This is a genomic window from Candidatus Planktophila sp. (genome assembly GCA_030681675.1).
In the GTDB taxonomy this organism is placed as follows: domain Bacteria; phylum Actinomycetota; class Actinomycetes; order Nanopelagicales; family Nanopelagicaceae; genus Planktophila.
On the sequence record JAUXRP010000041.1, the window covers coordinates 1 to 15772 of the forward strand.

Genomic DNA, 15772 nt, shown 5'->3' on the forward strand with positions numbered 1-15772 from the left:
GTTAGTGAAAAATATAACGAGAACTTACGAAGATTTATTAGAATCTCAATTGCAGATCAGGGGATGGGAATTCCTGAATCCCAAATTGCAGAGATTTTTACAAGTTTTTATAGGGCTAGTAACGCTCAGAGTAGTGGTATCCCAGGTTCGGGCTTGGGCTTGGCAATCACCTCACGAATCATTGATTTACATGATGGTTCCATAGCCGTCGAATCTACAGAGGGGATCGGTTCGACATTTACTCTTGAACTGCCCGCTCACATTTCTGAGTTAGAGAAGATGATTAATGAGCGAAAAAACGGAGTGCTTGAGCGTGCCATAACCGCGATAGAGACCTCCGCGTACTCCGATTTAGATGGAACCTGTCATGAAATGATTGGCGCACTCGGATTTTATGAGTTGGAAACTCTCAGCGATCAGATTGCGCTCTTTTCACACTGGCTTAAAACACAGGATGGCGTGGATACAAGTGAGGTCGACTCCCGTAGAGTTGAACTATTGAGAGTTCTAAAGAGCAATTTGGCAGCGCTAGAAAATCTTAGGGAGGCTTAAATTGAGAGATTTAATTCTTATTGTTGATGATAATCCTGATATACGGGCTTTCGTGCGTTTGAGCCTTGAAAGTGAAGATTTTCGAGTAATCGAGTCGGCAGATGGAAACGATGCAATGAAGAGGTTTGAGGAAGAGAAACCTGATCTAATAATTTTAGATATTGGGATTGGACAGCCAGACGGACTTGAGATCTGTCGACGGATCCGTAAGGTCTCAGATGTTCCCATTGTTATGTTGACTCTGCAGGAGGATGAAATAGCTGAGGCCATGTGCCTGTCCGCCGGCGCCAATGACTATATGAAAAAACCAGTTTCAAAGACAATCTTAGGACTGCGTGTTCAAAATCAACTGAGACGGAAAAACGACTCAAATGCCGAACCGGCAACGGTTTTGACCGCTGATAATTTGACACTAAATACTCTTAGCCGCGAACTGAAAGTCAATGATGTACTGGTTCCGACTACTCGCACTGAGTTTGACTTCATTCATGTATTGATGCAGGAACCCACTCGCGTCTTCACCCGTGAGCAGATTTGTAAGGCGATTGGAATCTCTGCTGAATTCACCAGTGATCACTTGTTAGATACGCATGCATCTCGTCTGCGTTTAAAAATCATTTCTGCCGGGGGACCGAGAACTCTTTCTGCAGTGCGCGCCGTTGGCTTTCGACTCTTTTAAACACTACATTTCGGCGATAGATTCGATTCAGAATCTTCGTACGGGAGTAGAAACCTCGAAATCTCTGGCGGCACAGGCTTTCGATCGAATCGAAGCGATTGATACGACCGGTTATGAGCTCAACTCAATTCTCGCAATTGCACAACAAAGCGACGGAGGTACCTTCGATAGTAATTCTCCCTTGGCGGGCTTACCGATAGTAATCAAAGACAATATCGAAGTGATAGGCCTTCCCGGTACGGCAGGATCGACTGCGCTGCTCGATCACTTAGTAGTTGAGGACTCACTCTTAACAAAGCGTTTGCGCGCGGCCGGGGCAAACATTATCGCTGCTACAAATCTCTCTGAGTGGGCAAATATTCGCTCCGCTTCTTCAACGAGCGGTTGGTCGGCAGTAGGTGGTTTAACAGCTAATCCATGGATTCATTCGCACAGTGCAGGTGGTTCATCATCGGGTTCTGGTGCGGCAATCGCCGCAGGCTTAGTTTCATTAGCGGTCGGAACTGAAACCGATGGTTCGATTATCTGTCCAGCATCGCTCAACGGTTGTGTTGGAATTAAACCAACGGTTGGACGGGTACCAACCCAAGGCATTGTTCCCATTAGTTCTAGCCAAGATTCACCCGGACCCATGGCGCGTTCGGTAAAAGATGCCGCGCTTTTATTAGAAATTATGAGCGCGACGACTGGTTTAATTGCGGCAACCGATGATTTGCGGAACTTAAGAATTGGCGTCGTGAAATCCTGGATGACTGGTCACAGCGCGACCGATTCAATCTTTGATGCTGCGTTATCGAAATTATCAAAGGCCGGTATGAATTTAGTTGAGGTACACATTGATACACCTAGCGATGATGTCGGCAATGATGAGTACGAAGTTTTATTGCACGAGTTATACGATGATTTAGGTGCTTATCTAACTGTGCGTGCAGATACGACGTTAAAATCTCTGGCCGATGTCGTTGCTTACAATCTTGTTCACAAAGAGATTGAACTTACATTCTTTGGTCAAGAGTTATTTGAAAAAGCGTTAACTCTCGGTGGCCGAAACAGCGCTTATCAAGCCAAACGCGCGCGGAACTTGGCGTGGGCGCAGAAAACTCTCGCCGATGCCTTAGTCGGAGTCGATGTGTTAATTGGTGCAACGTATTCACCTGCTTGGAAAAGTACTTTGGATACAGGCGATGATTATGGTGAAAACTCATGGATCACAATGGCACCTGCAATTACGGGCGCGCCGATAGGCACCGTACCAATGGGAATCTGTGAAGGGCTACCAGTTGGTTTGGGTGTCGTTGCCCCATCACATGATGAACTTCATTTAGTAACCGCTCTTGCTCAGATAGAGCGAGTTTTAGATCTAGGAGTTTTAATCCCAACCTTTAAAAAGTAATCGCGGCGCTCTCGACGACCTTGGCTCTGCGTCCAGGCAATCTATATCCCGACAAATTATCATTTTGTTCATTAATCACATCTTGGGCAGTAATGTTTCGACCTTTCCACTCATAACTACTGGTTGTATGAGCATCACTGATTAATGTGATGTCATAGCCCAATTCAAGTGCGCCATGGCAGGTGTGGCGAACGCAGTTATTTGTCTGAGCACCGGTTATGTATAGGTGATCTACGCCAAGAGATGCAAGGAGTTCGCTTAACTGCGTTTCTACGAAAGAGCTTCTAAATAACTTTCTAATAATCACTTCATCGCTGCCTGGCTCAAGTTCAGGCACAATCTTCCAACTATCGCTGCCAATCTCTAACTCTTCATCAGAGTGCTGGACCCAAATAACTGGAACGTTCTTAGCACGCGCTTTAGTAATGACCTCATTGATATGGGCGATCACCGATTCACGTGCAAAGGCATTGTCGACCACGCCATTTTGAACATCGATTACTAGTAGTGCACTTTTCCCGCGGTTTTCAAATATTGCCATACGGCTATTGTGACGCACACATGCATGTTTTCCAACTTGATTCCATACATAAGATGTTGACGTAATTCTCTCAGAGCTTAACTACGCCGGCTTTCACTTTAGATCAAGCGGGAAATCCCTGCCGTTTGGCAAAACAATTTCCAATAGTAGAAGCAAGCGAGAACTTTCTACTGAGGTAACAGGCGTTGAAATCGGTGAGTTTCTTGTGAATCTCTTATAAATTGGGTGGAAAGCAGTTTAAAATAGATTAGTCTGGTCATTTCTGTATATCAAACCTTTAGTTCTCTATTATTACACAATGCAAAAAATTGATTTCCTCATCGTTGGTGCACAGAAGTCTGGCACAACAAGCCTTATGAGATTTCTTGAGCGTAAACCCGAATATTTCTATGTTGCAAAGCAGGAATGCCATTTCTGGAGCAGAGACCATAAATATAATGACCCAGATGGCTTTGCTCAGTATCTTTCAAATTTTTCGGAAGCTCGTCCGGACCAAATAGTCGGAGAAAAGTCTCCTAGCTATCTTGCAAACGACAAGGTTGCAGCAAGAGTTGCCCAACGTTATCCAAAGATTAAAATTATTGCGATATTGCGAAATCCTGCCGATCGGGCATACTCTGCTTTTCTGCATGGGCGCCGCAATGGAGCAATCTCAAAATCAATTAGTTTTGGCGATGCAATTCGAAATTACAAAGAGTTCAAAGGAGTTGCCTATGGTGATGTAGTTTCGCAAGGTTTCTATGCAAAGAACCTACAATCTTATTATGAACAATTCGAACGCGAACAGATTTTAATAATTGATTTTGCCGAACTGGTGGCTAATTCAGAGAAAATCCTTATGGAGGTGCTTGAATTCCTACTTCCTGCCGAGACAGTTCAAAATATGAATTTTGATTTTGTATTGCCAAACATCAATGTTGCCCGAAAATCCATGTTCCCAGAGTTTGTACGTTGGGTTAGATCTCGAAAGTATCTTTCAACTCCAGTGAAGAATTGGATTTCACGTATGACTTTCACCAAAATACCTAACAGTACAATGAGTCTTGCCGACAGAGAATACCTGGACACACTTTTTGAAGATTCTATTTATGATCTTGAGCGACTGACAGGCAAGGTTTTTCAATGGTCAAGTAATAGAATTGAATAACTCGAAAAACTCTTTCTTAGTGCTCTAGAATCCCTCAATGGAGATCAGCTTCACATCGCATATGATCGAATGGCGCGGTCCCGCTCCTTATTACTTCATCCCGGTTCCACTCGAGCAGAGTGCCCAGATTAAATCCATCGCATCGGCGATCACATACGGTTGGGGAGTCGTCTACACCAACGCCACGATTGGCGATACAACCTGGAAGACAACGCTGATGCCGAAAGATGGGCTGTATCTACTGCCCATTAGAAAAGTACTTCGTTTGGATTTAAAGTTGGAGGAAGGGCGTGAAATAGATGTTCAACTCGCTTTCGATCTTGAGCCCCGTTAACCCAAAATACAGAACTTCAGTTGGCGCAAAAAAGCCCACGCACCTACTTGTACAATGTATCGTACAAGGTGCTATCCTCCTCCTGAAAAGGAGCAACCATGATTATCTCTGCATCTAATGCCCGCGCTCAGCTTTTTCCGCTGATCCAACAAGTCAATCAAGACCAAGCGCCCGTCACTATTACCTCCAACAACGGAAATGCAGTTCTGGTATCTGAGAGTGAATGGGAATCTATTCTTGAAACCGCATTTCTTTTGCGCACGGCATCTAACCGTTCTCACTTAGAAAAATCTATTGCAGCTTTGGAGCACAACAAAGGCGTAAAACGGCCTCACGCCAAGGGAAAAACCCTTGGTCAACTCCTTGAAATCACCGTAGCGGGTTCAAGACCTGTTGTGCGCGCCAAGAAAAAAGTACCAACGGTCAAGCCGGTTCAGCGAGCAAAGAAGATCGCGGCTACGGCCAAGCCTTCGGCCAGGAAGTCCACCGTTCGTTAATGCCACCCCCCAAAGAACTTACCTCGTACTTCCTCACGGATCCAGCGAAAGCAGATCTCAAATTTTGGAAACGAAACAACCCCGCCACCATCAATCGAATTGCTAAATTAATCGACGCAATCATGGCCAACCCTTATGGTGGCATCGGTAAACCCAAGCCTCTCAAATACAGTCTTGAGGGCTACTGGTCACGCCGGATTGATTCAGAGCACCGAATTATTTATCGCGTTTCTGGAAGTACGCTAGAAATCATCGCCCTCCGCGGACACTACGAGTAAATAAGTGCATTTCAATCAACCTTCAGAGCCATCTAGCTATTTAGTGACAATTCTCTAACTCATTAACCTATAGTTTAGATATGAGTCAGCCAAAACCGCATTGGCAAAAGCCACACCTAGGCGAGCATCGTTTTCCAGTCTCAATTGTTGTTATGGTCGTGATTATTTTGCAGTTTGCATTACCCGACAGCCTCTCTTTGAGTTTTCAAAAATGGATTTGCCTAGTGGAGTTCGGGATTCTGCTTAGCCTCTATACCTTCGGTCCAAAACGATTAATGAAGCATCACCCTCCAACTCGTCTGGTCAGCTTCATTCTTACGAGCGTCATGACAATTTCAAACACTGCGTCGGCAGTTAAATTAATTTCAGAGTTAATATCTGGCGGAATTGGATCGGCGCCTCAGCTACTTGCCTCAGGGGGCTCAATTTGGCTGACCAATGTAGTGATCTTCAGTTTATGGTTTTGGGATTTAGATCGAGGTGGTCCCGGATCAAGAGCTGAAGCTAAGAAAGATTGGCCCGATTTTCTTTTTCCACAAATGACTGATCCAACGTATGCGCCAAGTGGCTGGCACCCTAAGTTTTTTGATTATCTTTACATGTCTTTCACTAATGCAAGTGCGTTTAGTCCAACCGATGTAATGCCGTTAACGATATGGGCGAAAATGTTGATGTTATTGCAGTCAACAACCTCATTGATTGTTGTTGGTCTAGTCGTAGCTAGGGCTGTTAATATTCTTCAGTAACCGCCGACCTAATCGCGAGAAATACAAAAGCCCCGCAGAGATGAATCTGCGAGGGTTTTGTCCTGTAACTCTTGGATAGATCAAGTGTTGTGACTCAACACTCAAAATATAACACGAGCGCACTCTGACGATGTGCCTAAATATTATCACTTCTTTGATATCCACAACCAGAACTATTTCGAAACCGCTCAACTTGATCATCATTTAAGTTCCAACATGTGTACCGCTGTAGCTCAGTGGATAGAGCAGCACTCTGACGATGTTGCAGGTCGCGGGTTCGATCCCCACCAGTGGTACACACTCTAAGTAGCCCCACAGAGATGAATCTGCGGAGCATTCGCACTGACTTAAGCCGTTAACTCATAGCCAGGTTTAACTAACTTCCACTTAAGCGCCAAGCGATGCATCCACGCGGGCACGCTTCCGCGATCAATCCAGAGCAGCACAAACGCAAGCCCGCAAAAGATAAGGACCTCAAAAAGCGGTGAACTCAATCCCTCCCACAACCCTGGCTGCCATTTACCCTCATCGCCCGCATCTATGTGCACCTTTTCAAAGACAATGCTCCAATCGCTTAAGGCGTGAAAGATAACGGCGACCCAGATACTTCGCGTCACAATCATCAGCGTGCAAACAAAGACCCCAAAGCTGAAAGTATTCATCACATGCGAATATGCCAGCCAACTGTCCCAATCGGCCCCGACGTAAAGATTCAAATGCAGCAGCCCAAAGAGTACAGATGAAATAAATATTGCTCTCACATTTCCAAATCTTTGAAGCACTCCATAGGTAAAGCCACGGGATAACATCTCTTCACCAAAGCCAATTGCCAGCAAGAAGCCAATCCCACGCACTGCAACCCATGGCTTCAGATGAACATTGTCAGAGCCAGCTATCTCTGCGATGACAAAGAAGGATGCGACCAAAAGCGCCAGATGGGTTTTTAATTGAATTCGGGGAAGTCGGAAAAACTCAAGAGTTTGCAACCCCAGAAAGTAAATAGCACAATAGAAGATCAATCCCATCACAACGTAACTAAATGTCGAATCCGCATAACGCATCTCATTAACCCATGGCCCCGGCAGAAAGTCGAGTATCAAGAGCGCAAAGATAGATAGGCCAATCAGACTAAACCCAAGCCGCAGATTTCTCATGGCCACCACCATAGGCAGGGCCACTGACAAAGCAGATCTTAAAAATGATTTGGAAGTACAAAAGCCCCACAGAGATGAATCTGCGAGGTTTAGACCTCGGACAGTTTTCGTCGCACCTAATCCATTAGTTCAACGATCGCGTAACCCGGAGTATGTCGTACGAGTAGTTGTGCCCCCATAGTGGAATAACCTCGATTTTATTCTACATTGTTGCCTTTAATGTGGAATAACGATACGCTTATTCTACATTAAAGGAGGTGACATGGCCAAGATAGTTGAGGGATGGATTGCTTGCACGTATAAGGAGATTCCTTGGCAACAACAGGTGCGTGCTGGGACTCGGGAAGAGCGAATGGTTCGTTCCATCAAAGTCTGCATTCCGCCTAGAATTGCAAATCGGACATTCGCTCTTAGTTCCGATTTAATAGCAAAATCCGAGTCTGCGATAAAGGCGATCACCAATCTAGATAATGCATATGGAGAGATACTAAAACCGCTAGAGCGTCTTTTGATTCGCACTGAATCGATTGCCTCTTCCAAAATTGAAAATTTATTCGCTACCTCTGAAGAGTACGCTCAAGCTCAATATGGGAATAAATCAAACTCATCAGCAGTTGTGATGGTCGCTGGTACACATGCATTAGCCACTTTGATTGCCTCTGTAGATTCAAACAAAACCATCTCTGATACGAGTATAAAATTGGCCCACCAATTGCTCATGAAAGACGTTCCCCGCGAACAAGATAGTGCCGGCAAATATCGCCGAGTTCAAAACTGGATTGACGGCAGTAATCACTCACCTCTCGGTGCAATCTTTGTTCCACCACCGCCAGAGATGGTTAAAAATCTGATGCAGGATCTCTTGAAGTTTGCTAATCGCGATGATGTGCCAGCGTTAGCGCAGGCTGCGATAGCACATGCCCAATTCGAAACAATTCACCCATTCACCGATGGCAATGGTCGAATTGGCCGTGCCTTGGTAAATGCGATCTTAAGGCGAAGGATGGTAACTACGAGAGTAATCGTTCCAATTGCTTCATCTCTTGCAGCACACCGAACTGGTTATTTTGAAGATTTAAGTGGCTATCGAACCGGTCACTTTGAGCACTTGCTTATTCGTTTCGCAGATGCATCAATTATTGCAGCTACAGAGGCGAGTACTACGGCAAAATACCTAGCGCAGCTGCCTGCCATATGGAAGACAAAACTGGGAATTGTTCGATCTGGCGGCTCAACTTCAAAATTATTAGAATTTTTGATTTCTAATCCAGTGTTTTCTGCTGAAGAGTTGATAGGAGTCATTGGGAAAAATCCTTCAGGTATCTATCGAACAATATCTAAGTTGCAAAGTGTCGGAATCCTTGTCCCAGTTACGACTCGGAAGCGAAATCAAATCTGGGCCTCTTACGATGTCCTCCAGGAACTCGATGGCTTAGATCAACGAATTGCTCTGCACCATTAATCAGGGATGAGATGCTGGTGCGAATTTGCATACAAAAGCCCCACAGAGATAAATCTGCGAGGTTTTTGTTCTGTAACTAGCGGTATTGCACGCCCTCTTTGACTAAGTGCAAAAATGATAGCAGTTTTATTGCTATCCACAGTGAATTCGATTCTATCCAAATCGGTCAGCACCTGAGTGTAATTTCCCACTCGTGTACCGCTGTAGCTCAGTGGATAGAGCGACTCTTTGACTAAGTTGTAGGTCGCGGGTTCGATCCCCGCCAGTGGTACACACACTAAGTGGCCTCACGGTTAGTCGCGTGAGGCCACTTCGCATTTCCTGAACGTGATTTATATTCTCTAGAAACCAAATGCGACCTGTATTGTGATGGAAACAGTGTTACCCAGAGTCACCAGAAATGTCAGTACCACCTGCTATCTTTCAAATTGCTCAAGATGGTAATCATCTGACCCGTAGCAGATTACCTACCAACCGTAACTTCGTTCACGGTGGTCCTACAGGAAGAGCTGCCCAGGCGCACTTAGCACTGGGAAAGCGAAAGGGGATCGAAATGGCTTCATCTGGCAAGAAACAACCACGGAAGCACTTCTTTAATATTCCAACTAACTTCTATGAACTCAGCGATGAAGAACAGAGCGCCTGGACTCTGAAGATTGCAAAGGTGCTACATAGGGAAATGGTGGAGGGGTTAGTGGAGAGGTGGTAGCACTAGACAAGTTAAATGAATCAGATATGGAATCCAGTGATTTAGAGTTCACCTAAGTAAGGGTTTAATCACTACAAATCACTCCCATCTCTGCACCTACTTAATCTAAGAAATGATCACTGAACATTTTTCATATGCAAACGACCACGTCATTGCGTAAGCTACATGCGTGTGGACACTTGAGGACGAACGGGCCCTTCGCGAAGACTTGATCGACAAGATCATCTCCAAAGCTAACGAAGACGATGGAATGCTCTCTCGTGCCGAACTCGGCAGTTTCGAATACGCAGGACAAATGATTCGCGTAATTGATTCACAAGGTGGTATTTGGAACCCAGGTGCCTCATGGACACTCGGAGAAGAACTACGAGCAACTCTCTCCATCAATACAACCAAGTCCGGAAAGTATGAAGATCAAGAAGTCTCAGGTGGTCTATGGCGCTATGACTATCAATCCGGTGGAACCGCTGGAAAGAACACCAAGATGCGCAAGGCGATGGAACTTCAATTGCCACTTATTTGGTTTGTTCAACAAGCTTCAGGCCGTTACGTTCCGTACAAGGTCTTCATCATAAATGACTACCCAGATCAGGGTTACTGCCTAATTGCCCCCGATCTATCACTAGCAACAGCCTCTCGGTCAGAGTCATTAATCGAAAGAAGATATGCCGAACGCATGATGAAGCAAAGACTGCACCAACCAGCATTTCGTGCTCGTGTGATCAGCGCCTATGAAACAAAGTGCGCAATCTGCAGACTGGGTCATGGTCGACTATTGGATGCTGCGCACATAACGCCGGATAACGATGAAACATCCTCTACCTCAGTAACCAATGGATTGAGTCTTTGCAAAATTCACCACACTGCCTATGACATTAATATCGTTGGAATCGATGCTGATTACACGGTTCATATTCGACAAGACATCCTTGCTGAAACCGATGGTCCAATGTTGGAGCATGGAATCAAAGAAATGAACAATGGCAAACTTTGGGTGCCTCACGCATTAGGACAGCGACCCGATCCTGAACGCTTGGAAGAAAGATTCAAAGAATTCACTCACCAGTAACCCACGGAGTCATGTATTTCTGTTGACAAGTATGAAAAAGGTAAATGAATCAGATTTTTGATCTTGATCGTCAGGGCATTGAGACATACACTCGGATCAATCAGATAATTTAGCAGTTACTTACTTGGGGTGCCCACATGGCTAAGCATGATGTTCAGATAGAGAAAATCGACCTCAGGGAATTGAAAGCTGCTCACGAAAAAGGTGATGGTAAATTTAGACTTACGATTCCTCGATATCAGCGCGGAATAGTCTGGACTGAAAAGCAAAAAGAATCGCTACTTGAGTCTATTTCATTCGGTTATCCGGTTGGCTCACTTCTAGCCTTCCAAACAGGAGAGAAGAATGACAAAGGCAATGCGCCACTTGTCTGGCAATTAGTCGATGGGCTTCAAAGAGCCTCCACCCTGATCGAATATATGGACAACCCGTTTACAATCGCCGGCATCAGTTCTTTCATTAATGAGGAAGACGTAAGAGGCCTTAGTAAACAAATCTATGAATCACCTTCTCACGAACAAATTAATGTACTCGAATCCTTAATAGAATCTTGGCTTAAGGCAGTCAAGAAACCAGAATCTGAAGCGGGATTCTCTAATGTAAAGCTACTTAAATATTTACGAGCAGCGCTAAATGACTCTGAAGTAATCAAGGACGATTCGAAGGCACTCGAGTTAGCGGAATATCTTGGAGCTGGAATTTTGCAAAAAATAACAGATAAAGTTGACCTTATTGGTACAAGCCAATTACCAATAATTGTCTACACGGGATCCGAAGACAATGTTCCTGAGATTTTCGAACGCATAAACTCTCAAGGCATTAAGCTGTCGAAGTACGAAACTTTTGCAGCAACATGGAATGCTATCGGAGCAGTGATTAGGAATTCTGAAATTAAGGAAGCGGTCAGTGCCAAGTATGCTGAATTAACCAAGGCGGGATATACAGTTTCGGGAATAGAAGAACTGCAAAATGGAGATGACAACTACAATCTGTTCGAATATTTATTTGGACTGGGTAAAATACTTTCAGATAGATACCGCTACCTCTTCCCTGAATCTAACGAACCTGATGAGTTAGTTTCCACTGCATTCGTAATTGCCACGATTGCATATGAACTTAAAACTTCACAAATGTCCAAATTAGCTCCAAAACTAAGAGACATGAATAATGGGGGGATAATTGATCTTTCCGCATTTGAATCTGCTCTTTTTACTTCCTGTGCAGATGTCGAAAAGAAATTAATGAAGTATATGAGTATTGGGTTAAATTCTGCTCCTGAGAGCAAGAGATTCTTACCTCACTCAGAAAATCAAATCTATTCTTTAATTGTTCGATATATGATCGAAAAATTCGACATTGAACATAACTGGTCGCTCAGGTCTATTTCTGAGAGTGCGAAATTATTGAATAATATTCCTCTCTACTATTTACTTGATGTACTCAATGGTGAATGGGCTGGCTCAGGAGACACAACACTTTGGAATGTTGTATGGCAATTCGATGATGATGGTAAAGTTACAAGGTCGCCCTATTACCTAGCTGTTCCAACGAAGCAGACATGGGAAGATGCATTAAATAATTGGCACAATAGAGAACTGAACAAATTGCAATTCAAGAGGACAAACATTTCTTCTGATTCAAAAATGGTGATGAAATACCTCTACTCAGAAATTGTTACAGTAGCCGATGACGCTGTGTTGACTTTCCATATAGAACATTTATGGTCGGTTAAAGCGCTGACTGACTTAATCCAGGCTAGCGTTTCTAAAGAGGGTTGGCCTATCAGCGCGATTGGCAATCTGTCTATTCTCACAAATTCGGTAAATTCTAAGAAATTGGAAGTAATGTTGGGTGACTATAAATTGATTGCGAGCGAGAAGGATGTTTCAGGGGCTCAATGGAACAGAATTCAAGAGTGGTTAATTCATCCACAGGTCGAAGAAATCAGGCATCGAAATGACCTTACAAAACAAGAATTTATAGAATTCTGTTCGGCACGTTTTGAGGTTATAAAGAATCGACTTTTATCGCAACTTGGATACTAGTTGTAATGCTTTGAATCTGTTTCGGTTGATAATTCTCTCGGATGTAGGCATAGGCCCGATCAAATAATTCGCCAGCTTGTGGCAGCCCGGTATTCTTAAGAATCAAACGATGCTCCTGACAAATGGCTGGATCGATTCGCTGATTCCGGAGCATAAGTAGCAAATTATCACTCAATAGACGACTATCAGCAATCGAGTTTGGGCTTGCAACCATCACTAGCTAACTGTAGGTGACTGAATTAAGCTGCATAAATGGGGTTGTATCCGGATTGGGCATTTTTCCCTCGTCACTTAACGCCACCATTTTGGATTTCTGAATTCAATGAAACCGTTAAACAATCTCGTTCACTCATAGAGTCCAATCTCCACGAACGATTTGACTCTGATGAAGTTCTTCAAGTATTGCGAGCACCGCTTGTTGGACAAGGGTGGTTAATTGAAGCGGGGAAGAAGGCAGCAGATAAAATTTTACGTCCAGTTTTATATGGTGATCGCGGTGTAACCAAAGTAAATTACGAAATTGATGGGTGGCATCCAGACCATAAGGCGGTCTTAGAAATTGAGTCTGGGCGCGGTTGGCAGGGAAATGCATTTTACCGTGATTTGGTTAGAACTTCACTTGTGCAAGATGCCGAGTATTTAGTTATTGGCTTACGTCTTTCATATTCATACGCCTCCGTCAAAAATCAAAACGACTATCAAAAAGCACTAGATCAGATGGATGCGATTTTTGCATCTGGCCGCTTGCAACTTCCATTTAACGGAGTTCTGATATTTGGCTGGTAAATCTGAAGTAATTAGTGCCTACCTCCTATAGCCTTCAATCATGCTCGCCTACCTTGCCACCAAGGATCAGTTTTTGCTGGATGCTCCGACTATTGAAGATAAAGTAAAAAACGAGGTAAAGCGAAAACTTGGCCACAGCGTGGGAGATGCTGAGTATTCGTCATGGCGCAACTCTTTGGGTAATGCCATGTATCACGCAATGAATACGACTGATATCCCGGGGGATGCAGGCGTTGCAGTTGAGTACCGAGTCAATGGACGTGCATTTCGAATCGACTTTATGTTATCGGGTAAGAATTCATCGGGTAAAGAGTCGCTCGTAATAATTGAGTTAAAGCAGTGGACCGATATTTCCTTTTCTGAGCTCTCTGAGCATGTGCGCACATATCTTGGTGGGGGATTGCGGGATGCACCACATCCTTCGTATCAAGCTTGGAGTTATTTAAGCCATTTGAAGATGTATAACGAGTACATCTACGACACTGGTGTTTCCGTGGCTGCTTGTGCGTATCTTCATAACTGCGAAGATCCAATAGTTGTTAATGCTTCACGCTATGAAGAAAAACTGCGGGACGTGCCAGTATTTATTAAGGGTCAAGGGCCAGAGTTGCGATCGATGATTAGTGCAAATATTAAAGAGGGTACGGGTACGGCTCTGCTTGAGCGAATTGATGCTGCGGTGATTAGACCTTCGCAACAGTTAGCAGATGCTGTTGGCTCAATGCTAAAAGGACATGAAGAGTTTGTGTTACTGGATGAGCAGAAGACTGTTTTAGAAAAGATTGTAAAAGCATCCAATGATTCGTTAACTGGGCAAAAGAGAGTCATTGTTATTACTGGAGGACCAGGCACGGGTAAGTCGGTTATTTCAATTAATGCCCTTGCGCGATTAACGGGGCAGAGATTGAATGCTCGTTATGTGACACCTAATGCCGCCCCAAGAGCGGTCTTTGAGGCAAAGTTAAATAAGATATTTGGTAAGGCTGATATTCGTAGTCTCTTTAGTGGTTCAGGATCCTTTACCGAAACTTCTGCAGAGAGCTTCGATACTTTAATTGTCGATGAGGCGCACAGATTGAAGATGAAATCTGGAATGTTTAAAAATCTCGGAGAAAACCAGGTCAAGGAGATTATTGAGTCGGCTCACACATCTGTCTTCTTTATTGATGAAGCCCAGAAAGTGACATGGTCTGATGTCGGTGGCATTCTTATGATTGAAGAGCAGGCAGAACTCGCTGGGGCATTGGTTGAGCGGTTTGAACTCACGTCGCAGTTTCGTTGTGGTGGGTCAGATGATTACATGGCCTGGCTCGATGAAACCTTAGGGGTTGGCGCCGACACAGCGCATTACTTCTCACGCGATAAGTTTGATTTCCAGATATTTGATAGCCCAGTAGAGCTGCATAAAACTATTAAAGAGAAGAATAAGATCAATAATAAATCCCGTGTCGTTGCTGGCTACTGCTGGGAGTGGATTAGTAAGAAGAAGCCGAATTTGTCGGATATAACGATTGATGAGTTTGGATACAAAGCCACCTGGAATCTGACGGCTGATGGAGGTGCGTGGATCATTAGTCCGAAGTCAGTGGAAGAAGTTGGATGCATACATACCTGTCAGGGCTTAGAGGTTGATTACATTGGAGTCATCATTGGCCGCGATTTAATTGCCGTTGATGGGGTCTTGCGGACAGATCCCTCTGCTCGAGCAAAGAGCGATAAATCAATGGCTGGATACAAGAAAGAGTTTAAGGTCGACCCAATTAAAGCAGAGTTGAAGGCCGATGAGATTATTCGAAATACTTACCGAACATTGATGAGTCGTGGAATGAAGGGTTGTTATGTCTATTTTGTTGATCCAGCAACTGCCGAACACTTTAAAAAACTGCTTCCAAGTTAAGGGGATGAAATGACTGAAATAAATACTCTCAAAGCCGAGATTCGCGCATTTGCAGATGCACGCAATTGGGAGCAGTTTCATACCCCAAAGAACTTATCGATGGCCGTTGCCGGTGAAGCTGGGGAGTTAGTTTCTGAGTTTCAATGGCTGAGTGCGGAAGAGTCACGGCGTAGTGTGTTATCGGCCGAGAAGTTATCGGCCATTGAACTGGAGATTGCCGATGTGGCTATTTATTTGATTCGATTGGCTGATGTTCTCGAAGTAGATATTGCAGATGTTGTTCGCAAAAAGTTAGCAATCAACGAGTCGCGGTTTTAACTGAAACTACTCTGTGTAACGAGGATTTCTGCTTTAATTAGTGAAGTTGAGCCGGGCTTTTAAACCCGACTCAACTGCCTTATGCGATGTCAGAGTCCATCTGATCAGGTCCGTCGGTATTTCTCCGACGGGCCTTTCGCATCTCCCAGAAACGAATTCCGAGAT

General features: G+C 44.3%; 17 protein-coding genes and 2 pseudogenes. 17 read left to right on the plus strand and 2 right to left on the minus strand.

Annotation, left to right across the window (positions count from 1 at the left end; genetic code table 11):
- The 3 genes from Q8K48_09150 to Q8K48_09160 all read left to right on the plus strand — a co-directional run.
- Window positions 1–552: ATP-binding protein (locus Q8K48_09150; protein MDP1852559.1), on the plus strand; the 552-nt coding region annotated here is incomplete at its 5' end.
- A gap of 1 nt (window position 553) precedes the next feature.
- Entirely contained in the window at window positions 554–1231 is a 678-nt protein-coding gene (locus Q8K48_09155) for a response regulator transcription factor (protein ID MDP1852560.1), read from the plus strand.
- The gene (locus Q8K48_09160; protein MDP1852561.1) at window positions 1212–2624 is read left to right on the plus strand and encodes an amidase family protein; all 1413 of its coding nucleotides are present in this window, start codon (window positions 1212–1214) and stop codon (window positions 2622–2624) included. Before Q8K48_09155 ends, Q8K48_09160 begins: the two co-directional genes overlap by 20 nt.
- Here Q8K48_09160 and Q8K48_09165 read toward each other — a convergent pair.
- On the minus strand, window positions 2614–3165 hold the full coding sequence (locus tag Q8K48_09165) for a cysteine hydrolase family protein (protein MDP1852562.1): 552 nt from the start codon (window positions 3163–3165) through the stop codon (window positions 2614–2616). The two genes, Q8K48_09160 and Q8K48_09165, sit on opposite strands and share 11 nt — an antisense overlap.
- A gap of 298 nt (window positions 3166–3463) precedes the next feature.
- Between Q8K48_09165 and Q8K48_09170 the strand changes: the two genes are divergently transcribed.
- From Q8K48_09170 to Q8K48_09195, 6 genes and pseudogenes are all read left to right on the plus strand, one after another.
- Window positions 3464–4312, plus strand: coding sequence for a sulfotransferase domain-containing protein (locus Q8K48_09170; protein ID MDP1852563.1), 849 nt, complete (start codon window positions 3464–3466; stop codon window positions 4310–4312).
- A gap of 37 nt (window positions 4313–4349) precedes the next feature.
- Window positions 4350–4646: a DUF1905 domain-containing protein gene (locus Q8K48_09175; GenBank protein MDP1852564.1), complete on the plus strand. Its 297-nt coding sequence runs from the start codon at window positions 4350–4352 to the stop codon at window positions 4644–4646.
- 98 nt (window positions 4647–4744) lie between these two features.
- A complete protein-coding gene (locus tag Q8K48_09180) occupies window positions 4745–5143 on the plus strand; it encodes a type II toxin-antitoxin system Phd/YefM family antitoxin (protein ID MDP1852565.1) in 399 nt (132 codons plus the stop codon).
- On the plus strand, window positions 5143–5421 hold the full coding sequence (locus Q8K48_09185; protein ID MDP1852566.1) for a Txe/YoeB family addiction module toxin: 279 nt from the start codon (window positions 5143–5145) through the stop codon (window positions 5419–5421). The genes Q8K48_09180 and Q8K48_09185 overlap by 1 nt, the downstream gene beginning before the upstream one ends.
- 80 nt (window positions 5422–5501) lie before the next feature.
- Window positions 5502–6167, plus strand: coding sequence for a hypothetical protein (locus tag Q8K48_09190; GenBank protein MDP1852567.1), 666 nt, complete (start codon window positions 5502–5504; stop codon window positions 6165–6167).
- Window positions 6168–6389: 222 nt separating this feature from the next.
- Window positions 6390–6463, plus strand: a pseudogene (locus tag Q8K48_09195).
- Window positions 6464–6514: 51 nt separating this feature from the next.
- Here Q8K48_09195 and Q8K48_09200 read toward each other — a convergent pair.
- A complete protein-coding gene (locus tag Q8K48_09200; protein MDP1852568.1) occupies window positions 6515–7321 on the minus strand; it encodes a CPBP family intramembrane metalloprotease in 807 nt (268 codons plus the stop codon).
- A gap of 262 nt (window positions 7322–7583) precedes the next feature.
- On the opposite strand from Q8K48_09200, the gene Q8K48_09205 reads away from it, so the two are divergent.
- The 8 genes and pseudogenes from Q8K48_09205 to Q8K48_09240 all read left to right on the plus strand — a co-directional run bounded on the left by Q8K48_09205 (window position 7584) and on the right by Q8K48_09240 (window position 15607).
- Window positions 7584–8783, plus strand: a complete 1200-nt coding sequence (locus tag Q8K48_09205) for a Fic family protein (GenBank protein ID MDP1852569.1) — start codon at window positions 7584–7586, stop codon at window positions 8781–8783.
- Window positions 8784–8980: 197 nt separating this feature from the next.
- Window positions 8981–9054, plus strand: a pseudogene (locus tag Q8K48_09210).
- Between the two features lie 129 nt (window positions 9055–9183).
- Window positions 9184–9492: a hypothetical protein gene (locus Q8K48_09215; protein MDP1852570.1), complete on the plus strand. Its 309-nt coding sequence runs from the start codon at window positions 9184–9186 to the stop codon at window positions 9490–9492.
- A gap of 169 nt (window positions 9493–9661) precedes the next feature.
- Window positions 9662–10561: an HNH endonuclease gene (locus Q8K48_09220; protein MDP1852571.1), complete on the plus strand. Its 900-nt coding sequence runs from the start codon at window positions 9662–9664 to the stop codon at window positions 10559–10561.
- Window positions 10562–10698: 137 nt separating this feature from the next.
- A complete protein-coding gene (locus Q8K48_09225; GenBank protein MDP1852572.1) occupies window positions 10699–12606 on the plus strand; it encodes a DUF262 domain-containing protein in 1908 nt (635 codons plus the stop codon).
- Window positions 12607–12858: 252 nt separating this feature from the next.
- On the plus strand, window positions 12859–13392 hold the full coding sequence (locus tag Q8K48_09230) for a hypothetical protein (GenBank protein MDP1852573.1): 534 nt from the start codon (window positions 12859–12861) through the stop codon (window positions 13390–13392).
- 40 nt (window positions 13393–13432) lie between these two features.
- Window positions 13433–15289, plus strand: a complete 1857-nt coding sequence (locus Q8K48_09235; GenBank protein ID MDP1852574.1) for a DUF2075 domain-containing protein — start codon at window positions 13433–13435, stop codon at window positions 15287–15289.
- A 9-nt stretch (window positions 15290–15298) separates the two neighbouring features.
- Entirely contained in the window at window positions 15299–15607 is a 309-nt protein-coding gene (locus tag Q8K48_09240) for a nucleotide pyrophosphohydrolase (protein MDP1852575.1), read from the plus strand.
- Window positions 15608–15772: the final 165 nt, after the last annotated feature.

What these genes read in the sequence shown, in the direction of transcription:
- Q8K48_09165 (MDP1852562.1), bottom strand. Translation starts at nt 3,165, where the DNA reads ATGGCAATATTTGAAAACCGCGGGAAAAGTGCACTACTAGTAATCGAT.
- Q8K48_09170 (MDP1852563.1), top strand. Translation starts at nt 3,464, where the DNA reads ATGCAAAAAATTGATTTCCTCATCGTTGGTGCACAGAAGTCTGGCACA.
- Q8K48_09175 (MDP1852564.1), top strand. Translation starts at nt 4,350, where the DNA reads ATGGAGATCAGCTTCACATCGCATATGATCGAATGGCGCGGTCCCGCT.
- Q8K48_09180 (MDP1852565.1), top strand. Translation starts at nt 4,745, where the DNA reads ATGATTATCTCTGCATCTAATGCCCGCGCTCAGCTTTTTCCGCTGATC.
- Q8K48_09185 (MDP1852566.1), top strand. Translation starts at nt 5,143, where the DNA reads ATGCCACCCCCCAAAGAACTTACCTCGTACTTCCTCACGGATCCAGCG.
- Q8K48_09190 (MDP1852567.1), top strand. Translation starts at nt 5,502, where the DNA reads ATGAGTCAGCCAAAACCGCATTGGCAAAAGCCACACCTAGGCGAGCAT.
- Q8K48_09200 (MDP1852568.1), bottom strand. Translation starts at nt 7,321, where the DNA reads ATGAGAAATCTGCGGCTTGGGTTTAGTCTGATTGGCCTATCTATCTTT.
- Q8K48_09205 (MDP1852569.1), top strand. Translation starts at nt 7,584, where the DNA reads ATGGCCAAGATAGTTGAGGGATGGATTGCTTGCACGTATAAGGAGATT.
- Q8K48_09215 (MDP1852570.1), top strand. Translation starts at nt 9,184, where the DNA reads ATGTCAGTACCACCTGCTATCTTTCAAATTGCTCAAGATGGTAATCAT.
- Q8K48_09225 (MDP1852572.1), top strand. Translation starts at nt 10,699, where the DNA reads ATGGCTAAGCATGATGTTCAGATAGAGAAAATCGACCTCAGGGAATTG.
- Q8K48_09230 (MDP1852573.1), top strand. Translation starts at nt 12,859, where the DNA reads ATGGGGTTGTATCCGGATTGGGCATTTTTCCCTCGTCACTTAACGCCA.
- Q8K48_09235 (MDP1852574.1), top strand. Translation starts at nt 13,433, where the DNA reads ATGCTCGCCTACCTTGCCACCAAGGATCAGTTTTTGCTGGATGCTCCG.
- Q8K48_09240 (MDP1852575.1), top strand. Translation starts at nt 15,299, where the DNA reads ATGACTGAAATAAATACTCTCAAAGCCGAGATTCGCGCATTTGCAGAT.